This window comes from Desulfovibrio desulfuricans (assembly GCF_024460775.1).
Lineage (GTDB): Bacteria > Desulfobacterota > Desulfovibrionia > Desulfovibrionales > Desulfovibrionaceae > Desulfovibrio > Desulfovibrio desulfuricans_E.
Map to the genome: position 1 here is coordinate 25,245 of NZ_JANFYZ010000020.1, position 15,461 is coordinate 40,705.

The 15,461-nt window shown below is 54.9% G+C and carries 16 protein-coding genes and 1 tRNA gene; 7 read left to right on the top strand and 10 right to left on the bottom strand.

Annotated features, from left to right (window positions below):
• Positions 1 to 30: 30 nt before the first annotated feature.
• From msrA to NE637_RS14525, 6 genes are all read right to left on the bottom strand, one after another.
• Entirely contained in the window at positions 31 to 1,071 is a 1,041-nt protein-coding gene (gene msrA / locus NE637_RS14500; RefSeq protein WP_009368901.1) for a peptide-methionine (S)-S-oxide reductase MsrA, read from the bottom strand.
• Between the two features lie 4 nt (positions 1,072 to 1,075).
• The gene (locus tag NE637_RS14505) at positions 1,076 to 2,212 is read right to left on the bottom strand and encodes a cytochrome c biogenesis protein/redoxin (protein WP_009368902.1); all 1,137 of its coding nucleotides are present in this window, start codon (positions 2,210 to 2,212) and stop codon (positions 1,076 to 1,078) included.
• A 35-nt stretch (positions 2,213 to 2,247) separates the two neighbouring features.
• Positions 2,248 to 3,576: a HAMP domain-containing sensor histidine kinase gene (locus NE637_RS14510; protein ID WP_009368903.1), complete on the bottom strand. Its 1,329-nt coding sequence runs from the start codon at positions 3,574 to 3,576 to the stop codon at positions 2,248 to 2,250.
• A complete protein-coding gene (locus NE637_RS14515) occupies positions 3,569 to 4,243 on the bottom strand; it encodes a response regulator transcription factor (protein ID WP_009368904.1) in 675 nt (224 codons plus the stop codon). The genes NE637_RS14510 and NE637_RS14515 overlap by 8 nt, the downstream gene beginning before the upstream one ends.
• Before the next feature lie 164 nt (positions 4,244 to 4,407).
• Entirely contained in the window at positions 4,408 to 4,671 is a 264-nt protein-coding gene (locus NE637_RS14520; RefSeq protein WP_009368905.1) for a hypothetical protein, read from the bottom strand.
• A 197-nt stretch (positions 4,672 to 4,868) separates the two neighbouring features.
• Complete coding sequence (locus NE637_RS14525) at positions 4,869 to 5,522, bottom strand: IS1595 family transposase (protein WP_081847458.1); 654 nt, start codon at positions 5,520 to 5,522, stop codon at positions 4,869 to 4,871.
• A 150-nt stretch (positions 5,523 to 5,672) separates the two neighbouring features.
• Here NE637_RS14525 and NE637_RS14530 point away from each other — a divergent pair, with 150 nt between their 5' ends.
• Positions 5,673 to 6,590 carry an IS481 family transposase gene (locus NE637_RS14530; RefSeq protein WP_009368907.1) on the top strand — a complete coding sequence of 306 codons (918 nt, stop codon included), beginning with the start codon at positions 5,673 to 5,675 and terminating at the stop codon, positions 6,588 to 6,590.
• Positions 6,591 to 7,159: 569 nt separating this feature from the next.
• Here the strand turns inward: NE637_RS14530 and NE637_RS14535 are convergent.
• The 3 genes from NE637_RS14535 to NE637_RS14545 form a co-directional block, all read right to left on the bottom strand.
• Positions 7,160 to 7,235 (bottom strand) — tRNA-Ala (locus NE637_RS14535).
• Between the two features lie 99 nt (positions 7,236 to 7,334).
• On the bottom strand, positions 7,335 to 8,987 hold the full coding sequence (locus tag NE637_RS14540) for a glycosyltransferase family protein (protein WP_227118915.1): 1,653 nt from the start codon (positions 8,985 to 8,987) through the stop codon (positions 7,335 to 7,337).
• A 256-nt stretch (positions 8,988 to 9,243) separates the two neighbouring features.
• Positions 9,244 to 9,780 carry a superoxide dismutase family protein gene (locus tag NE637_RS14545; protein WP_192113694.1) on the bottom strand — a complete coding sequence of 179 codons (537 nt, stop codon included), beginning with the start codon at positions 9,778 to 9,780 and terminating at the stop codon, positions 9,244 to 9,246.
• A 181-nt stretch (positions 9,781 to 9,961) separates the two neighbouring features.
• Between NE637_RS14545 and NE637_RS14550 the strand changes: the two genes are divergently transcribed.
• The 6 genes from NE637_RS14550 (at position 9,962) to NE637_RS14575 (ending at position 14,680) form a co-directional block, all read left to right on the top strand.
• Positions 9,962 to 10,642, top strand: coding sequence for an RlmE family RNA methyltransferase (locus NE637_RS14550; protein WP_227118917.1), 681 nt, complete (start codon positions 9,962 to 9,964; stop codon positions 10,640 to 10,642).
• 30 nt (positions 10,643 to 10,672) lie between these two features.
• Positions 10,673 to 11,410: a YebC/PmpR family DNA-binding transcriptional regulator gene (locus NE637_RS14555; RefSeq protein ID WP_192113692.1), complete on the top strand. Its 738-nt coding sequence runs from the start codon at positions 10,673 to 10,675 to the stop codon at positions 11,408 to 11,410.
• Positions 11,411 to 11,783: 373 nt separating this feature from the next.
• Positions 11,784 to 12,599 (top strand): ABC transporter ATP-binding protein, encoded by an 816-nt coding sequence (locus NE637_RS14560; RefSeq protein ID WP_192113691.1) that lies wholly within the window; start codon positions 11,784 to 11,786, stop codon positions 12,597 to 12,599.
• 146 nt (positions 12,600 to 12,745) lie between these two features.
• Positions 12,746 to 13,198 carry an outer membrane lipid asymmetry maintenance protein MlaD gene (gene mlaD, locus NE637_RS14565; protein ID WP_192113690.1) on the top strand — a complete coding sequence of 151 codons (453 nt, stop codon included), beginning with the start codon at positions 12,746 to 12,748 and terminating at the stop codon, positions 13,196 to 13,198.
• Positions 13,199 to 13,200: 2 nt separating this feature from the next.
• Positions 13,201 to 13,845, top strand: coding sequence for a Tgt2/MlaC family protein (locus NE637_RS14570; RefSeq protein ID WP_192113689.1), 645 nt, complete (start codon positions 13,201 to 13,203; stop codon positions 13,843 to 13,845).
• Positions 13,835 to 14,680, top strand: a complete 846-nt coding sequence (locus NE637_RS14575) for an MlaA family lipoprotein (RefSeq protein ID WP_192113688.1) — start codon at positions 13,835 to 13,837, stop codon at positions 14,678 to 14,680. Before NE637_RS14570 ends, NE637_RS14575 begins: the two co-directional genes overlap by 11 nt.
• A 596-nt stretch (positions 14,681 to 15,276) precedes the next feature.
• Here NE637_RS14575 and NE637_RS14580 read toward each other — a convergent pair.
• Positions 15,277 to 15,461, bottom strand: a 185-nt coding sequence (locus tag NE637_RS14580) for a hypothetical protein (RefSeq protein WP_256267779.1), incomplete at its 5' end; no start/stop codon positions are given.

The window sequence follows — 15,461 nt, forward strand, 5'->3', positions numbered from 1 at the left end:
CCGGTAGGCTGGCTTCAGACACTAAGACCATCACTTCACGGCGCTTTTCAAATCTCCGTACCCCTCTTTGTCCATGTCGTCATAGTGGATGAACCGTATCGCCAGACTGTTGATGCAATAGCGCAAACCGCCACGGTCTTTCGGGCCGTCGTCGAAGACATGGCCGAGATGCGAGTCGCCGACCCGGCTGCGTACTTCGGTGCGCAGCATACCGAAACTTCTGTCTTTGTGCTCGGTGACCACCACCGGCGAGATGGGCTTGGTGAAGCTGGGCCAGCCGCAGCGGGAGTAAAACTTGTCGGCGGAAGAAAATAGGGGCTCGCCGGTTACCACGTCAACATATATGCCCGGCTCTTCATTATCCAAATACCGGCCTGAAAAGGCCCGTTCAGTGCCGTTTTTCTGGGTTACATTGTATTGTTCCGGGCTGAGCAGCTTTTTCAGCTCTTCGGCCGGCGGCTTAGAGTAGTTGCTTGCGTCCAGCGAGTCTCTGTCGCTTGCAGGAATATCTTTGAGACTGTCAAAGCTGATATGGCAATAGCCGCCTGGGTTCTTTTTCAGGTAATCCTGATGGTATTCCTCGGCCGGATAGTAATTTTTCAGGGGTAGAAGCTCCACAGCCAGAGGCTGCGAATATTTGCCCTGTATCTCTTTCCAGACCTTTTCCAGAACCGGCTTGTCGGCTTCATCGGCGTAATACAGGCCGGTTCGGTACTGGCTGCCCAGGTCGTTGCCCTGCTTGTTCACACTGATGGGGTTGATGATCTTGAAAAACTGCTTGGTCAATGTTTCCAGGCTTACTTTGGCCGGGTCGTAGCTGACGTGCACGGCCTCGGCATAGCCGGTTTTTCCCGAGCAGACTTCCCTGTAAGTTGGTTTTTCAGTATTCCCGTTGGCGTAGCCGGAGGTGACGTCAAGCACACCCGGAATACGCGAAAAATATTCTTCCACACCCCAGAAACAGCCACCTGCGAAATAGGCATCTTTTAGGGGTTCAGTTGCTTGGGCGCTTACGCCAAAAAAGCCTGAGCCGAGTATGACCGCAGCCAGCATGAGTATATTTTTTTTCATAATATCACCTCTCTTGCGCGCCGAGGTTTGAAAGTTCCTTAATGACGCGCTCGTTGGATTCGTCTCCGACGCTTTGTTTGAACAGCCTGCCGTCCTTTCCCAGATAGACGAAAGTAGGGTAGGCTCTGATTCCGAATTCCTTGGTTAAAGCGCCGTTCTCATCGAAATAAATCGGGAAAGACAGGCCCTGCGCCTTGGCCCAGGCAGTGAAATCATCCTTGCCTACCTCGCCGTTCAGGCCGGGAGCGACCACGGAGATAACGGCTATATCTTCTGAGCCGGCATACTCGGCGGATAATGCCGCAAAATCCTCGAGACCGGCCAAGCAGAGCGGGCACCAGGTAGCCCAGAACTTTATACACACAGCCTTGCCCCGGAAATCGTCCAGGCTGGCCGGGGCGGCGTTAAGGGCCTGCATGCGGGCGGGATGCCTTTCAGAGTTTGAGACTGGCTCATTCTGCCCGGCCCTCAGCAACGTGATTTGCCCCCAAATCATCCAGCAACCCATAAGGATGATCAGGATACCCCCGGCAATTTTTATTTTGGGAAAATGCGGATATATGCCTTTGATGCGCCCAAACAGACTCCTTGAGCCAAGGGCCAGCACGGCAAAGGGCAGGCTCAGGCCGAAAGCATAGACCAAAAGCAGCCCGCCACCGGTAAGGGCGCTGCCTTGCTGTGAGGAAATGCCGAGCACTGCCCCCAGCACCGGCCCTACGCAGGGCGTCCAGCCGAAAGAGAAAAGAAAGCCGAGGGCAAACGCGCCGATCAAACCTTTGCGTGGATTGAAAGCCACATCCAGCTTTTTTTCCCGTTCAAGCAGGGGGATGCTGATCAATCCGGTCTGATGCAGTCCGAAGGCGATGATTATTGCACCGCAAGCCATAAAGAACCATCTGTTGCTTATGAGCCCGCCCAAAGCTCCGGCTCCGAAACCAAGAATGAAAAAGGAAGCGGCCAGGCCCGCAACAAAGGCAAACGCTTTAAAAAGGCTGGTGTTGTCTTGCTCCTGTGCGGAGTTAACGCCTCCGGAAAGATAGCCGAAATACACCGGCAAGATCGGAAGCACGCATGGCGAGAAGAAAGATAGAAGGCCAGCGGCAAACACCGTGGCTACAAATCCCATTGTGAGCATTTCCATAATATTACTCTATTGCATGACCACGCGCGGCCTCGTTACATGATTATTCTGACCGTGGTTCCTCGGCCTTTATGGCTCTCAATGTCGAGCGCCCAGCCGTGTTTGTCCACGATGAGCTTGGCGATATAAAGGCCAACGCCCTTGCTGTTTACCGCCTTGAAAGCCTGACTGGAACGGTTGATGATATTCTTTGCCGTTTCTTCATCCATGCCCTCGCCACTGTCAGTTATTTCGATTACGACGTTCCGGCCCTCGCGTTTGAGGCTTAGGCTGGCCCCGCCAGCCTGTGTGTACTTGATGGAGTTGGAAAGCAGGTTAATCAGCACCTGGGCCAGACGTACCGAGTCTGCCTCGATAATCACGTCCGGCTCAATATTGTAGATAAAATCCAGTTTTTTTTGCGCGAAGCCGCCCTCGTGGCCGATGGCGACCCTGTGGGCCAGATCGGAAACGTTTACCTGGGTAATGTTCAGATCAAAGGCGTCGTTTTCGTAAATCAGGCGGTCTTCAAGCTCGTTAAGCAACTCGCCGGTGCGGGCAACTTCGGCGCGCATTGCCTCAAGCCGTTCCCTGTCCGCCTCGTAGATGCCGTCGAGCATGGCTTCAAGCTGGCTAAGCAAAATTTGCAGTGGCGTGCGCAGTTCGTGCGAAAGGCTGACGATTAGCTCCTGCCGGAATTTTTCCTGGTTAAGCAGCGATTCGCCAAGGGCGTTGATGGAATCCGCGATCTCGTGCATTTCGGCCACATTGCCCTTGATGGCTATACGGGTTTGCAAGTGCCCGGTCGAAATATCCTTGGCCGCCACGGCAATTTGCCGGATTGGCTTGGAGAGCCGGTAAAAGAACAGCATGGAGATGGCCGCGCCCACCACGCTGATGCAGATTATTGAAAGCACCACCAGCCAAATGCCGCCGCCCCGGAATGCATCGGCTTCGGGTGAACTGATGTGGTTGCTGAAATAGCCGGCCGTAAGTTCGCCAACTGTTTTGCCGTCAACCGTTATGGGCAGCCTGACCCGCGTGTACTTGTGGTTGGGGTTGGCGCAACAGCGCTCCACGCCTTTTTCACTGGTGTAAACAGTGTTTCCGGCCAGGTCGGTTATGGTAAAATAATCGCCGGAGAGTTTGGCTGCGGCCCCGGTCTCGCTGCCGTCATAGCCGTTCCAACTACCATACATCTTGTAGTGCATGGCCACCTGCATGACCAGCATGTGCTGGGTCTCTTCATGCACCTTGTCCACGTAATAGGAAAAGAAGCGGTCGATGATATGTAGGCCGAAAAAGATGAATACAACCACGGTGATGCCCGTTATCACCACAAAATAGGCCGTGAAGAGTCTGCGGAATGGCTTGTTTTTACGCATGGCGCTCCACCCCCAGGCTGTAGCCCTGGCCGTGAACGGTTTTGATAATCTCCGGCTTTTTTGGGTCGTCTTCAAGCTTCTGGCGTAGGTGCGCAATATGCACATCCACAATACGATCCATGGCATCCGGCGAATCGATGTATTCCACCAGTTTGTCGCGGCTGACCACGGCTTTGCTGTTGCTGGCAAGGCAGAGCAACACCTTGTATTCATTGGGGGTCAGCTTGATTTCCGTCTCGTTTTTGCTGACCGTATGTTTATCCATGTAGATTGCAATGTTTTTGCCCAAGTGGATGACGTTCTCCATCGGGCGACAGCGTTTGAGCACGGCCTTTACCCGGGCCACCAGCTCACGCGGGCTGAAAGGCTTGGCCAGGTAGTCGTCGGCCCCAGAGGCGAAACCGTTGATTCTGGATTGCTCGCTACGTTTCGAGGTGAGCATGATTACAGGCGTGTTGTAGAGGCCGACCACGTGTGCGCAAAGGTCTTCACCCTGGCCGTCGGGCAGCATCAGGTCGAGTACGATGAGGTCGATATCGGAACTGACGAGTTTCAAGGCCTCGGCGATGGTCGCGGCGTGGAGCACCGCGTAGCCCTCGCGGCGAAGGTAGTCCATCACGGTTTGGGCGATTTTCAGTTCGTCTTCCACTACCAAAATATTGTACATAAACACCTGCTGTTCAGCGTAGTAGGGAGTTCTCCACAGCTTTCGCCAAACTTAGCTTCTAGGCGTCGGAGGCACAATGGAGAATTTGGCCTCCGGCTCCCCTGTTTTAACGGTGGAAAGCGGGGCCAAGGCAAAGGCCCCGCTCACCACCGGCAGCTTGGGAGCTACATTTTTTTCTTCATGCTGTCGCCTTTCATCACACCCTTGTCGTCTTTCATGCCCTTATCTTTCATCATCCCGTCCTTTTTCATGCCGTCGTCCATCATCTTATGGTCTTTCCCCATGGCGCCGTCTTTTTTCATGCCATTGTCCATCATGGTCTTGTCGCTTTTCATGTCGCCGGACTTGGCTTCCATGGCGATGGCCTGGCTTAAGGACAGTGAGCAGATAATGGCCGTAATGCTGAGAATGGAAAGAAGCTTTTTCATAATACCCTCCAGGTATGTAAAAATGAACACTCAAGCGTGTTGCCTGCTGGGACCGGCTACATTCAGCGGGTTGCCAGCCGTCTTGAGCTCAGATTTACAGGAGAGTTGTTAAGAAATTATTTAGGAATAAATATTTTTTGATTATGCCTGTCCAGCTTGAAAATTTTTTTCAATTTTAGGGGCTGTCCTAGTTAAGACTAATGTTTTGCTTGTTTTACCCAATAAGTTAGCTGAGTTAGGAGCTGTTTATGATTGCCTCCATTGAAACGCCATTCGCATTCCTTGAGGAACCAGTAAAAGTGTTCAGGCTTGATACCGTTAAAGCGACGCAAGTGCCTTTTGGCCTGATTCCAAAAATTTTCTATTCCATTGATATGATTATGCTGTTCCGCAAACTTCTGGGAATGATTGATGCGATGATGATGGAATCCGTTGATATCCAGGGCATTGTAAGCTGAAAATGTATCCGTATAGACTATACTGTCGGGTTCCACCTGTTCTTTGATGATGGGGAGAAGTGTTTCAGTGCGGGCATCAGGAATGATTGCCGTGTAAACTCTGCCGTTTCTCTTCAGTAAACCAAAAACAGCTATTTTTCCGGCAGCTCCCCGTCCTCTTTTACCTTTTCTTACACCTCCAAAGTAACTTTCATCGGCTTCTATTTCACCGGACAGTCGATAACTGGGGAGATGCGAAGCAATGAGACGTCGCAAACGCATGAAATAGGATGTGGCTGTGTTACGGTTTACTCCTGCCATTTCTCCGGCAGCCCTTGCCGTGGCACCAGCCACAAAAAATTTTATGAGTTCGGCCTGTTGCCGATAATTTAGTCTGCTGCGTCTTTCATACATGGTCTTATCCTAGCTCTTTTTTCTTAGCTAGGACAGCCCCCAATTTTATTATGTTCAAACCTAGATGTAATGTTCCAATAGGTTGTTCACCCTGCCTCAAGCCGGTAAAGCTGGAGTTGACAGACAACAGTAAACCGAGCCGAGGACAGGGTGAACAGCCATAAGAATGCCAAATTGACTGCACGCGGTCGAGAGGAAATGATCCGGCGGATGAGCGAAAAGCCCGCAGCCGCAGTTGCGGCGGGTTTTGGTGTAAGCCTGCGTACCGCCAGAAAGTGGATGAGCCGCTACAGGCAGGGAGGCTTTGAGAATCTTGCGGACAGAAGTTCTCGCCCGAAGCGATGCCGGGGCACACTGACGGAACAAGATTTTGGTTCCATTTTGGCTTTGCGCAAAGAGCGCCTGACTGGTGATGAAATTGCGTTACGTCTTGGCCTTTGCCGCAGCAGCGTGTTCCGGGCCTTGCGTAAACTCGGCTGCTCCCGGATTTCATCTTTGGAGGAAAAAGCGCCCATCCAGCGTTACCAGTGGGAAAAGCCCGGGCAAATGCTGCATCTGGATATCAAGCGACTGGGCAAGATTGACGGCGTTGGCCACAAGAAAGCAGGAACACGGCAAGTCCGTCGCCGCCACCCAGGCTGGGAATACTTACACGTCTGCGTGGATGATGCGTCCAGGGCAGCGTATACAGCGGTGCTCCCGGATGAGACCGCGGAATCAGCGATAGAGTTTTTATGGTTTGCGGTAGCTTGGTATAGCGCCCACGGCATAAAAGTGGAACGAGTACTGACGGATAATGGAGCGTGTTATAAATCCCAAAAATTCCGGGATGCGTGCCGGGAGTTTGGCATAAAGCATAAACGGACCCGACCTTACCGGCCTCAAACCAATGGCAAGGCGGAACGCTTTATCAGGACGGCCTTGAAAGAGTGGGCATACGCACACACGTATACCCACTCAGAGAAAAGAACAGCGAACTTGCCGGTCTGGACGCATCGCTACAACTTTGTGCGTCCGCATACGGCTCTTGGCAGAAAACCTCCAGCCTCAAGGCTGAACGGAGGGTGAACAACGTGTTGACACTCTACACCTAGAGCTTGTCCGGGCAAACCCTAAAATGTCCACTCAAAGCTAAAATTTTTAGGGGTATAAAATTTATTTTTCTAAATATGCCGTATAAATTAAGAGAGTTAAATAGGTAATTTAAATCCCGTCTCCGCATTTTGAAATTATGAGCATTAGCTGTGCTTCTCCGATGTGCTTATCAAAAAATGCCTTAAAATGGAATACGTTTACCCCGCTTTTTCGTCCCACTCCAGTTGCCCAATTTTTCCGAGTCCCGCTCCCTTCTGTCTAATCCCGTCCGCAAACGTCCTCAGCTATCCCGAATTTTTTGGGGTAACTGGCAGGGTAAATTTTTTTCAAAAAAATTTTTATTAAATTATATCAAGTAGATATTTGCCAAAAAAGACTGAGCTACGAAGAACCATCCGCGAGCTGTTCAGTTTCTCCAAAAAGAAGAGCATCTCGCCTGAGAGACTTGTACTGGTTGTTTCTGTTTTTTAGTGCGCGTGTTGGGAATGGTGTTGGGAAAACAAAGAAGGGGTTACCTGATTACAGGTAACCCCTTGATATTGTGGTGGAGAAGAAGGGATTTGAACCCTCGACCCCCGCCTTGCGAAGGCGATGCTCTCCCAGCTGAGCTACTTCCCCACAATGGAAAGCTTAACGCAGGAAATGAGCAATAGGCAAAACCGCACGACTTGTCAAGCCTTTCTCCTGTTCACCTGAGCATCCAGCCTCCGCCGCCTGTCAGGCAAAAGTTTCGATAATCTGCTGAATACGTTGCTCATAGCCGTGCTGCGCGCGCAGATGCTCGCGCCATGCCCGCCGCAGATCATATGCAGCTTTCGGATGCGCCCGAAACCATGCGCGCTTGACCATAAAGTCGCTCGGCCCGCGCAATGTCATGGGTTCGGTCAATTCCACAGGGAAGATTTTCAATCCAGATGTGGCATCACTGAGCAGCAACCCGCCGCTGGCCCAGACGTCAAAATGGCGCTGGCTCAGGCTCTGCGGCAACAGCAGGCTGGTTACGTTCAGCACGGCTTCGGCCCGCGCGTACACTTCGGGCAGTGCCGTATAGTAATCCACTGGCGGCAATATTTCCGTGCCGGGCAGCAGGGGCTTCCAGCCGTCGTCGCCGATGACGCGCAGCCGGCCGACCGAGTCCGCCCCTGCGGCCAAGAGCCAGCGCCGCCTGTTGGCCTGCGCGCAGCGCTCGGCCCCAAGGCCCGGACGGCGCACATCGTAGCCAGGCCAAAGCCTGCCCCCCAGTTTGTCCTGCCACCAAAAAAAATGCGGCGCATTCTGCGGGCCGGTGCTGGCCTCAAGCAGCGTTGCGGCCTCTGTCTCCAAAGCCTGCGGCACACTGGCCGCAGCAAAAAAGCGCTCCTTTTCAGGAAAGGCGGAACGCCCCACAAACAGGGGCGGCTCCATATTAAAGGAGGGTGGAGCAATATCCGGCAGATCGCGCCACATGTGCGGCGCAACAGCCAGAGGCAGATGAAAAATCCGGCCTGCGCCACATGCTCTGAGGCTGTCCACAAAGCTGGCATCCGTCACAAAAATATGGGCATCCCGCCACCAGGGCAGTCGCACGCCAGACAAAACATGCCAGGGATTGTCCACAAACCACAGGGCAACGGGAATTCCAAGGGCCCGGCAAAGCTCAAAAACGCGCCCGTCAGCATCCAGCCCGCGCATGTTTACCGAGAGCAGAAATGCTGGCTTACCCCCATGCAAAAGTGTGCGCCAGCGGGCCAAAAATTCATCCTCACGGCCTGCCTGCGCTCCGTCCATGCCAGACGAGGGCTGAGGCAGGGCATCCACCACAGGCCCGAAACCGCACCCGGCGAGAGCCGTGCGCAATTCCTGGTGCAGCAACTGCCCATCGTTGCCGGGCAGCAGAACTGGCCCGGCTTTACGGACGCTTCCCTTATCCTCGGCTGTCATGGGCCCACTCGCCCGCGCAGCGGATGAAGGAAATGCGAGGGCCGCATCCACCCGGCCCAGCAACGGTCCCCAAAATTCAGGATCAAGCCGTAAGCCGGGCGAGTAAATGCAGTAACGACACTGCCCGGCCAAAGCCACAGCCTGCTCTGCGGTGACCGCGCGCCAATGGGCGGGCAGCGGTTCGCGTGGCAAAAGCCCGACCTCCTGCCTCCATGCCTCCAGGACGCGGGCCACAAGTGGGGATTCCAGCCAGTAGACGGCGGGAGCCTTAACAAGCATGGGCAAAACATGCGGCAGGTTTGTTCCTGATTCTGGCCCCAGACCGAGCAAGAGCACGGCATCGCCCTCACCCCGGCAGCTCCATGCTTCCGGGCCATCGGGCAGGCTCACGGCCCGGCCTGCAAAATCCGGCAGGCGAACCCGCTGCGGGCGCGTATTTTGTTCGGCCATATTTTCCCCCGCCACTGCTGGCTCCTTGCGGAACTGTCCCATCAATAAAAAAGCCCCGCTGCGGCAAGCAAGCGGGGCAGAATAATCCAAAACTCCGTGCCAGTTAAGGCAGCCGGAGGTTCTCCCCTGTGGCTGGCAATACTTTGCGTCGATAATGACGCGCCCTTGCCAGAACTGCAAGACCCGCACAAGGGAATGCATGAACTATCCACGCGAGCAGGTGAATTTTCTGCCGCGTGAACGGAGAAACATAATCCTACTTGATCACGCCGCAGGCGATGCGTGCCCCGCCGCCGCCAAGGGGAGCCGGCTGGTCGGAATAGTTGTCGCCGCCAGCATGGATCATGAGCGAGCGCCCCTTGATGTCGGCTGTGGTCAGATCAGTCACATGCAACTTGGCCTTCACATTTTGCTGGGCATCGGCGGTTATAAGCGGCAGATCGCCCTTGTGCCCATGCTTGCCGGGGCCTTCATGTTTGCCAGCGTGTGTGGGATCATAATGCCCCCCTGCGGAAAGACCGGCCACATTGACGCCATCCTTGGCCGCGGGCGCGCACGAAGGATTTTCATGCACGTGCATGCCGTGGTCGCCCTGAGGGATACCGACGACATCAACCATAATATCCATGCCGCCCTTGCCGTCGTCCTCAAAAACAACAAAGCCGATGGCCTCTCCAACGCCTTCACTGCTGATCTTGTTCACAGGAACTTTAACGCTTTCCGCCAATACCGTTTGCGCTCCCAAGCCGAGCGCGCAACCCGCAAGACAAGCGGCCAACAGAATCCGTTTCATAGCCTCTCCTTACTGGTGATAGTGTGCGAGATCAAAGGTTCTGGAAACTTATTGAAAAAGTATCCTGATAAATGCCAGAGGTCAACCAGTTCGGCAGTTTTGCGCGGCTCGTCACGAAGGGCGTTACTGTGCACTTGGCGAGCGCGATAAAAAAGGGTATGGTTACCTGTTGGAATTTACCATGAAAGAATACCGTGATCATTATTTTCTGAAGGCCAAGCGCGAGAATTATCCCGCACGCTCGGTCTACAAGCTCAAGGAGCTGGACTCCAAGTTCCGCCTGCTGCGCCCCGGCCAGCGGGTTCTCGACCTTGGCGCCGCCCCTGGATCGTGGTCCATGGGCGCTGCGGAAAAGGTCGGGATGCGTGGACTCGTGCTCGCCTGCGACATTCAGAGCACCGAAACGGTGTTTCCGCCGCAGGTCACATTCATGCAGGAAGACGTGTTCAACCGCTCGGCCGAGTTTGAAGCAAAACTCAAGGAGCTGGGGCCGTTTGACGTTGTCATCAGCGACATGGCCCCGCGCACAACGGGTACGCGCTTTACGGATCAGGCCCGTTCGCTTGAGCTTACGGTTGAGGCATTGGCTGTAGCCTGCCTGCACCTTAAAAAGGGCGGCAGTTTTGTGGTCAAAATTTTTATGGGGCCAGATATTCAGGAGCTGCTCGCGCCCATGCGCAAGGCTTTTGATGCGGTCAAATCGTTCAAGCCCAAAAGCTCGCGGGCCGAAAGCAAGGAAACATTTTTTGTCGGCCTTGGTTTTCGTGGTCAGGCGGGCACTGCCCCAACGGCGCATGTGCCGGGCGAAGCCGCCGGAGAAACTTCACACGAAGTTGCCGACGACGCGCCGCCGGGTATATAAACATACTCTACACAAGGTTTCGGAGGTTTTATGTCAGGTCACAGTAAATGGGCCAATATCCAGCACCGTAAGGGTCGCCAGGACGCCAAGCGCGGCAAGATTTTCACCAAGGCCGCCAAAGAAATCATCATCGCAGCCAAGGGCGGCGGTGACCCTGTGGGCAACTCCCGCCTGCGCGCAGCCATTGCCGCCGCCAAGGCCGTCAATCTGCCCAAGGACAAGATTGAGGCAGCCATCCGCAAGGGTACGGGTGAAGACGCAGGCGGCGACCTGACAGAAACCTTCTACGAAGGCTACGGGCCCAACGGCATCGCCATCATGGTGGAAGTTGCCACTGACAACAAAAACCGCACCGTGGCCGAAGTTCGCCACCTTTTCACCAAGCATGGCGGGGCCATGGGTGAAAACGGCAGCGTGGGCTGGATGTTTGACCGCAAGGGCGTTATCGCCGTGGACAAGGCAGCCTACCCCGAAGACAAAATTATGGAAGCCGCTCTTGAAGCCGGCGCAGACGATGTCATCGACGATGATGACGTGTGGACAATCCACACCGCCATGGCCGATTTCACCTCGGTGCGCGATGCGCTGGAAGCTGCCGGCATTGCCATGCAGGAAGCCGAACTGGCCATGATTCCGCAGAATCTTGTGGCTGTGAGCGCCGAAGTGGGCATGAAGGTGCTGCGCCTCATGGACGCGCTGGACGACAATGACGACGTTCAGAATGTCTATGCCAACGCGGACTTCCCCGACGATATGCCCACTGACTAACGCATTTTCACGTTGAGATGTCTGGCGGGGGAGCAGCCCGTTTGTAAATTGGGTCACTCCCCCGCGCAGCCAGCCAAACTTCGCAAAATCACGCCAACCGCGCCCGAAGCGTGGCGCATCAACCGCACTTGTTCCTCCTGCCTCCCTGCGTTATGCTGCCAAAGCGTCACAAGGCCTGCAGGCCACCCACCTGCTGGCAGCGCTCCTACATCAAGGCATTTTCACGTTGAAATACGTGCTTACGAGCGAAACAGATTCGCCTTGCAAAATATTTTTGCGGGAATTTTTACAAAAAACGTGCAAAGCAGATACGCATTTTCAATACTAATCTGCTCCAACCGATAATCCATATCAGAGGCGACAGGCGGTATTCATGCAGGCATGGGACATTGAATTTCGGGCTCTCAGCGTGGGCTACGGCGAGCATGTGGTTCTGCGCGATGTCAATGCGGTGCTTCCGGGCGGCAAGGTTTCTGTAATTCTTGGCGGTTCCGGCTGCGGCAAGTCCACCCTGCTGCGCCATATTATCGGCCTTTCGCGCCCGCAGGCTGGCCATGTACTCATAGGCGACAATGACCTCTTTGCCCTGCCGCAAAAAGAATTTCGGCGCATGCGCCGCAACATGGGCGTGCTGTTTCAGGATGGCGCGCTGCTCGGAGCGCTGTCGCTGGTGCAAAACGTCACCCTGCCCCTCACAGAGCATCTGAATCTTCCCAAAAAGCTTGTTCGCGAGGCGGGCCTGCGCGTGCTACGCATGGTGGGCCTTGAAGATTTTGCCGATTTTTATCCCAACCAGCTTTCCGGCGGTATGCGCAAACGCGCAGGCCTTGCGCGGGCCATTGTGGCCGAACCACGCATCCTGCTGTGCGATGAGCCGACCTCCGGCCTTGACCCCATCACCGCCGCCCGCATGGATGAACTGCTGCTCGCCATGCGCAGGCAATATACCGACATGTCGGTTGTTGTGGTCAGCCACGATCTGGCCAGCCTGCGGGCCATTGCCGACCACGTTCTGGTACTGGGCGAAGGCCGCGCGCTTTTTTCCGGCTCGCTGGCCGAGCTTGAAGCAAACGATGACCCGTATCTGCGACAATTTTTGTTGCGTGAACCCGGCGACACGCAGGCAGCCATGGGCGAAGCGCCCGATCCTGCAGTGCGGCAGGCCCTTGACCGCTGGCTGGCGTCATAAAAATTGCGCCGCTGCATAATAAACATTGCGATATCCGAGCGATTCGCGATTACCTACTCAACAGTAGGGCTTGAAACTTTGTCATGGCACACTTATACTGAGATTTGATCTTATTGCCGAATTATCTGTGGAGCTACCTGAACCTTATGAGTACTGTTCGTGAAACCGCTGTGGGCCTTTTTGTCCTGTTCGGCCTTGTATGCGTTGCCTACCTGACCATCAAGCTGGGCAAGATGGAAGTTTTCAGCCAGCAGGGCTTTGAACTTTCTGCCAACTTTGATTCTGTTTCCGGCCTGCGGGTCGGAGCGGATATTGAAATGGCCGGGGTGCCGGTGGGCCGCGTGGTAAGCATTAGCCTTGACCCGGACCCGGTGCGCAATCAGGCTGTAGTGCGCCTGCGGCTCGACAAAGACCTGAAACTTTCGGATGACAGCATCGCCTCCATCCTCACTAGCGGGCTTATCGGCGACAAATACGTCAGCCTTTCGCGCGGTGGGTCGGGGCATATCCTTGCGGCTGGCGACACAATTACTGAAACGGAATCCGCCGTTGACCTCGGTTCCCTCATCGGCAAGTACGCCTTCGGAGGAGTCAAATAACAATGACCATTCATGCGATCACACGCCATATAGCCGCAGGCTTTCTGCTTGCGCTGCTGACAGTTGCGCTGTTGCCCGGCGCGGCCAGTGCGAGTTCTCCTGCGCAGCTGGCGCTGGAAACTTCCATCAACCGCATCCTCGGCTCCATCAAGAACCCCGACTATGTGAATCCTGCTACGCGCGGTCCGCTGCGCCAGCAGATTGAAGATGAAGTCCTGCACATTTTTGATTTTAAAGAATTTTCTTCGCGCACGGTGGGGCCGCGCTGGGGCACGTTCAGCCCGGCGCAGCAACAGCAGTTCAGCGATGCCTTTGCCGAACTGCTCATGAATACCTACCTGAGCAAGATTGACGGCTACAATGGCGAGCAGGTCGTGTACACAGGCGAGGTTTCATCCCCCAAGGGCGACCGAACCGAAGTGCGCACAATCATCACCATGAAGGACTCGAAAAAAGTCCCCGTGGCCTATCGCATGCTCCCCAAAAACGGTTCGTGGCTCGTTTATGACGTGCTGATTGAAAATATCAGCCTGGTCAAAAACTATCGCACCCAGTTTCAGGACATTCTGAACACCGGCAGCCCTGACCAGCTTATTGCCAGGGTCAAGGCCAAGGCGCAGGAGGTCCGGCAGGGCAATGGCCAGTAACTATTCGTCAACACTGCCGGGGCATCTCTGTGTGCCCGGTTTTCTGCTGGCAGCACTGCTTTGCCTGTGGCATGCGCCAGCCAGCGCCGCCCCCAGCCAGGCGCCTGCGCCCTCCACTGTGTACGGCAAGGCGCCCCAGCTTCAGCCCGGGGCCATTACAGTAGCTCCTTACGGAACCATGAATGCAGACAATACTCTGGACGACTATGACAACGAGCCGATCCAGAGTATTTCTGACCCCATTGAACCGTGGAACAGGTTCTGGTTCCATTTCAACGACATTTTCTTTCTCTATGTTGCCAAGCCCGCCTACACGGCATGGGAAACAGTGACGCCGCACCAGTTGCGTTCCGGTTTGAAAAATTTTTTTTCCAACCTGCTGTTCCCTGTGCGTTTTGTGAACAACATCCTGCAGTTCCGCTTTTTTGAAGCGGGGGTGGAATTTGGGCGTTTTGTCATTAACACCACTTCCAGCGCGGGCTTTGCCGATGTGGCAAAAGGGCACAAAACCATTGTGCCCATTGATCCCACAGGCGAAGACTTTGGTCAGACTCTCGGACGCTGGGGCCTTGGGCATGGTTTCTACATTGTCTGGCCCATCATTGGGCCAAGCTCTGCGCGCGACACTGTAGGCCGCGCTGGCGATCTGTTTGCCGACCCGCTATTCTACCTGCAACCCACGGAATTGAGCCTTGGGATTGGCGGCGGGCTGCGGTTCAACGCCCTTGGCGATGTGCTGCCCCTGTATGAAGACCTGAACACCGTGGCGGTTGACCCCTACATAGCCATGCGTGAGGCCTATGTGAACTTCCGCAAGGCGCAGGTATTGCACTAGACTTTGAGCTATAAGCCAGAATGGAGCCCCCGGCGGAAAACGTATAGTTTCTGCGCCGGGGGCTTTTTTGCTATTTAAGATTGTTTGGGCCGTCTGTGAGGCGCGGTTTCGCTTCCCTAGCTTGGGGCTTAAGCAGCTTGCTGCCCCTCGGGCACGGGATTCCGCCCCTTCGGCGGAGTTTGGGACGCCTTCCCGGCGTGGGGCAAGGCGGGGCCGGTTATGGGGCTGCGCCCCCTTCTCGGCCCCCCTTGCATCCCCCCCGAAGCACCCCCTGAGGTTTTCAACTACCTTTGCGTGGCGAGGGCGACGCGTCTTTGCTGCGGGAGCTTCCCTCACTCGCTGCGCTCGCTCAGGCGATCTCCCTCCGCGCCGCGTTGATGCCAGAGTACGCTTTTGCTTCGGGCAAACGTCGTTTCAGACAACTGATATTATTGCTGGCTCAAAGGATGACTTTGTACCCTTTCAGCTTCTTCAGGACATTTGGCATCACGGACTTGAAGAAAACCAAATTGCAACACAAATATGACCAACAGATTCACTTCACAAATGGTGTTGCCAATTGCCATTCAGCCATGACCAGACGGGCATAATACGCGTCAGAAAAATTCAGCCTGCCACCAAGAGTTGGTTGTGGAGTCGCCTTCCCTAAACTCGCCAGAGCGAATGCGGAGGCAATGGCTGGTGTTGGGCGAATTTGCAAAATGCGCTTTTTGCGGCCTGAAAAGGAAGCGCCGGGATTTTGAGCGCAGCGTACTCAAGTACGTGAGCATCAAAATCCCGG

Bases quoted from the DNA above. Each gene is read 5' to 3' on its own strand.
- NE637_RS14525 (WP_081847458.1), bottom strand. From the start codon at position 5,522: ATGTATGAAAGACGCAGCAGACTAAATTATCGGCAACAGGCCGAACTC.
- NE637_RS14560 (WP_192113691.1), top strand. From the start codon at position 11,784: ATGCAGGCATGGGACATTGAATTTCGGGCTCTCAGCGTGGGCTACGGC.
- NE637_RS14505 (WP_009368902.1), bottom strand. From the start codon at position 2,212: ATGGAAATGCTCACAATGGGATTTGTAGCCACGGTGTTTGCCGCTGGC.
- msrA (WP_009368901.1), bottom strand. From the start codon at position 1,071: ATGAAAAAAAATATACTCATGCTGGCTGCGGTCATACTCGGCTCAGGC.
- mlaD (WP_192113690.1), top strand. From the start codon at position 12,746: ATGAGTACTGTTCGTGAAACCGCTGTGGGCCTTTTTGTCCTGTTCGGC.
- NE637_RS14555 (WP_192113692.1), top strand. From the start codon at position 10,673: ATGTCAGGTCACAGTAAATGGGCCAATATCCAGCACCGTAAGGGTCGC.
- NE637_RS14515 (WP_009368904.1), bottom strand. From the start codon at position 4,243: ATGTACAATATTTTGGTAGTGGAAGACGAACTGAAAATCGCCCAAACC.
- NE637_RS14520 (WP_009368905.1), bottom strand. From the start codon at position 4,671: ATGAAAAAGCTTCTTTCCATTCTCAGCATTACGGCCATTATCTGCTCA.
- NE637_RS14540 (WP_227118915.1), bottom strand. From the start codon at position 8,987: ATGGCCGAACAAAATACGCGCCCGCAGCGGGTTCGCCTGCCGGATTTT.
- NE637_RS14510 (WP_009368903.1), bottom strand. From the start codon at position 3,576: ATGCGTAAAAACAAGCCATTCCGCAGACTCTTCACGGCCTATTTTGTG.
- NE637_RS14550 (WP_227118917.1), top strand. From the start codon at position 9,962: ATGAAAGAATACCGTGATCATTATTTTCTGAAGGCCAAGCGCGAGAAT.
- NE637_RS14570 (WP_192113689.1), top strand. From the start codon at position 13,201: ATGACCATTCATGCGATCACACGCCATATAGCCGCAGGCTTTCTGCTT.
- NE637_RS14575 (WP_192113688.1), top strand. From the start codon at position 13,835: ATGGCCAGTAACTATTCGTCAACACTGCCGGGGCATCTCTGTGTGCCC.
- NE637_RS14545 (WP_192113694.1), bottom strand. From the start codon at position 9,780: ATGAAACGGATTCTGTTGGCCGCTTGTCTTGCGGGTTGCGCGCTCGGC.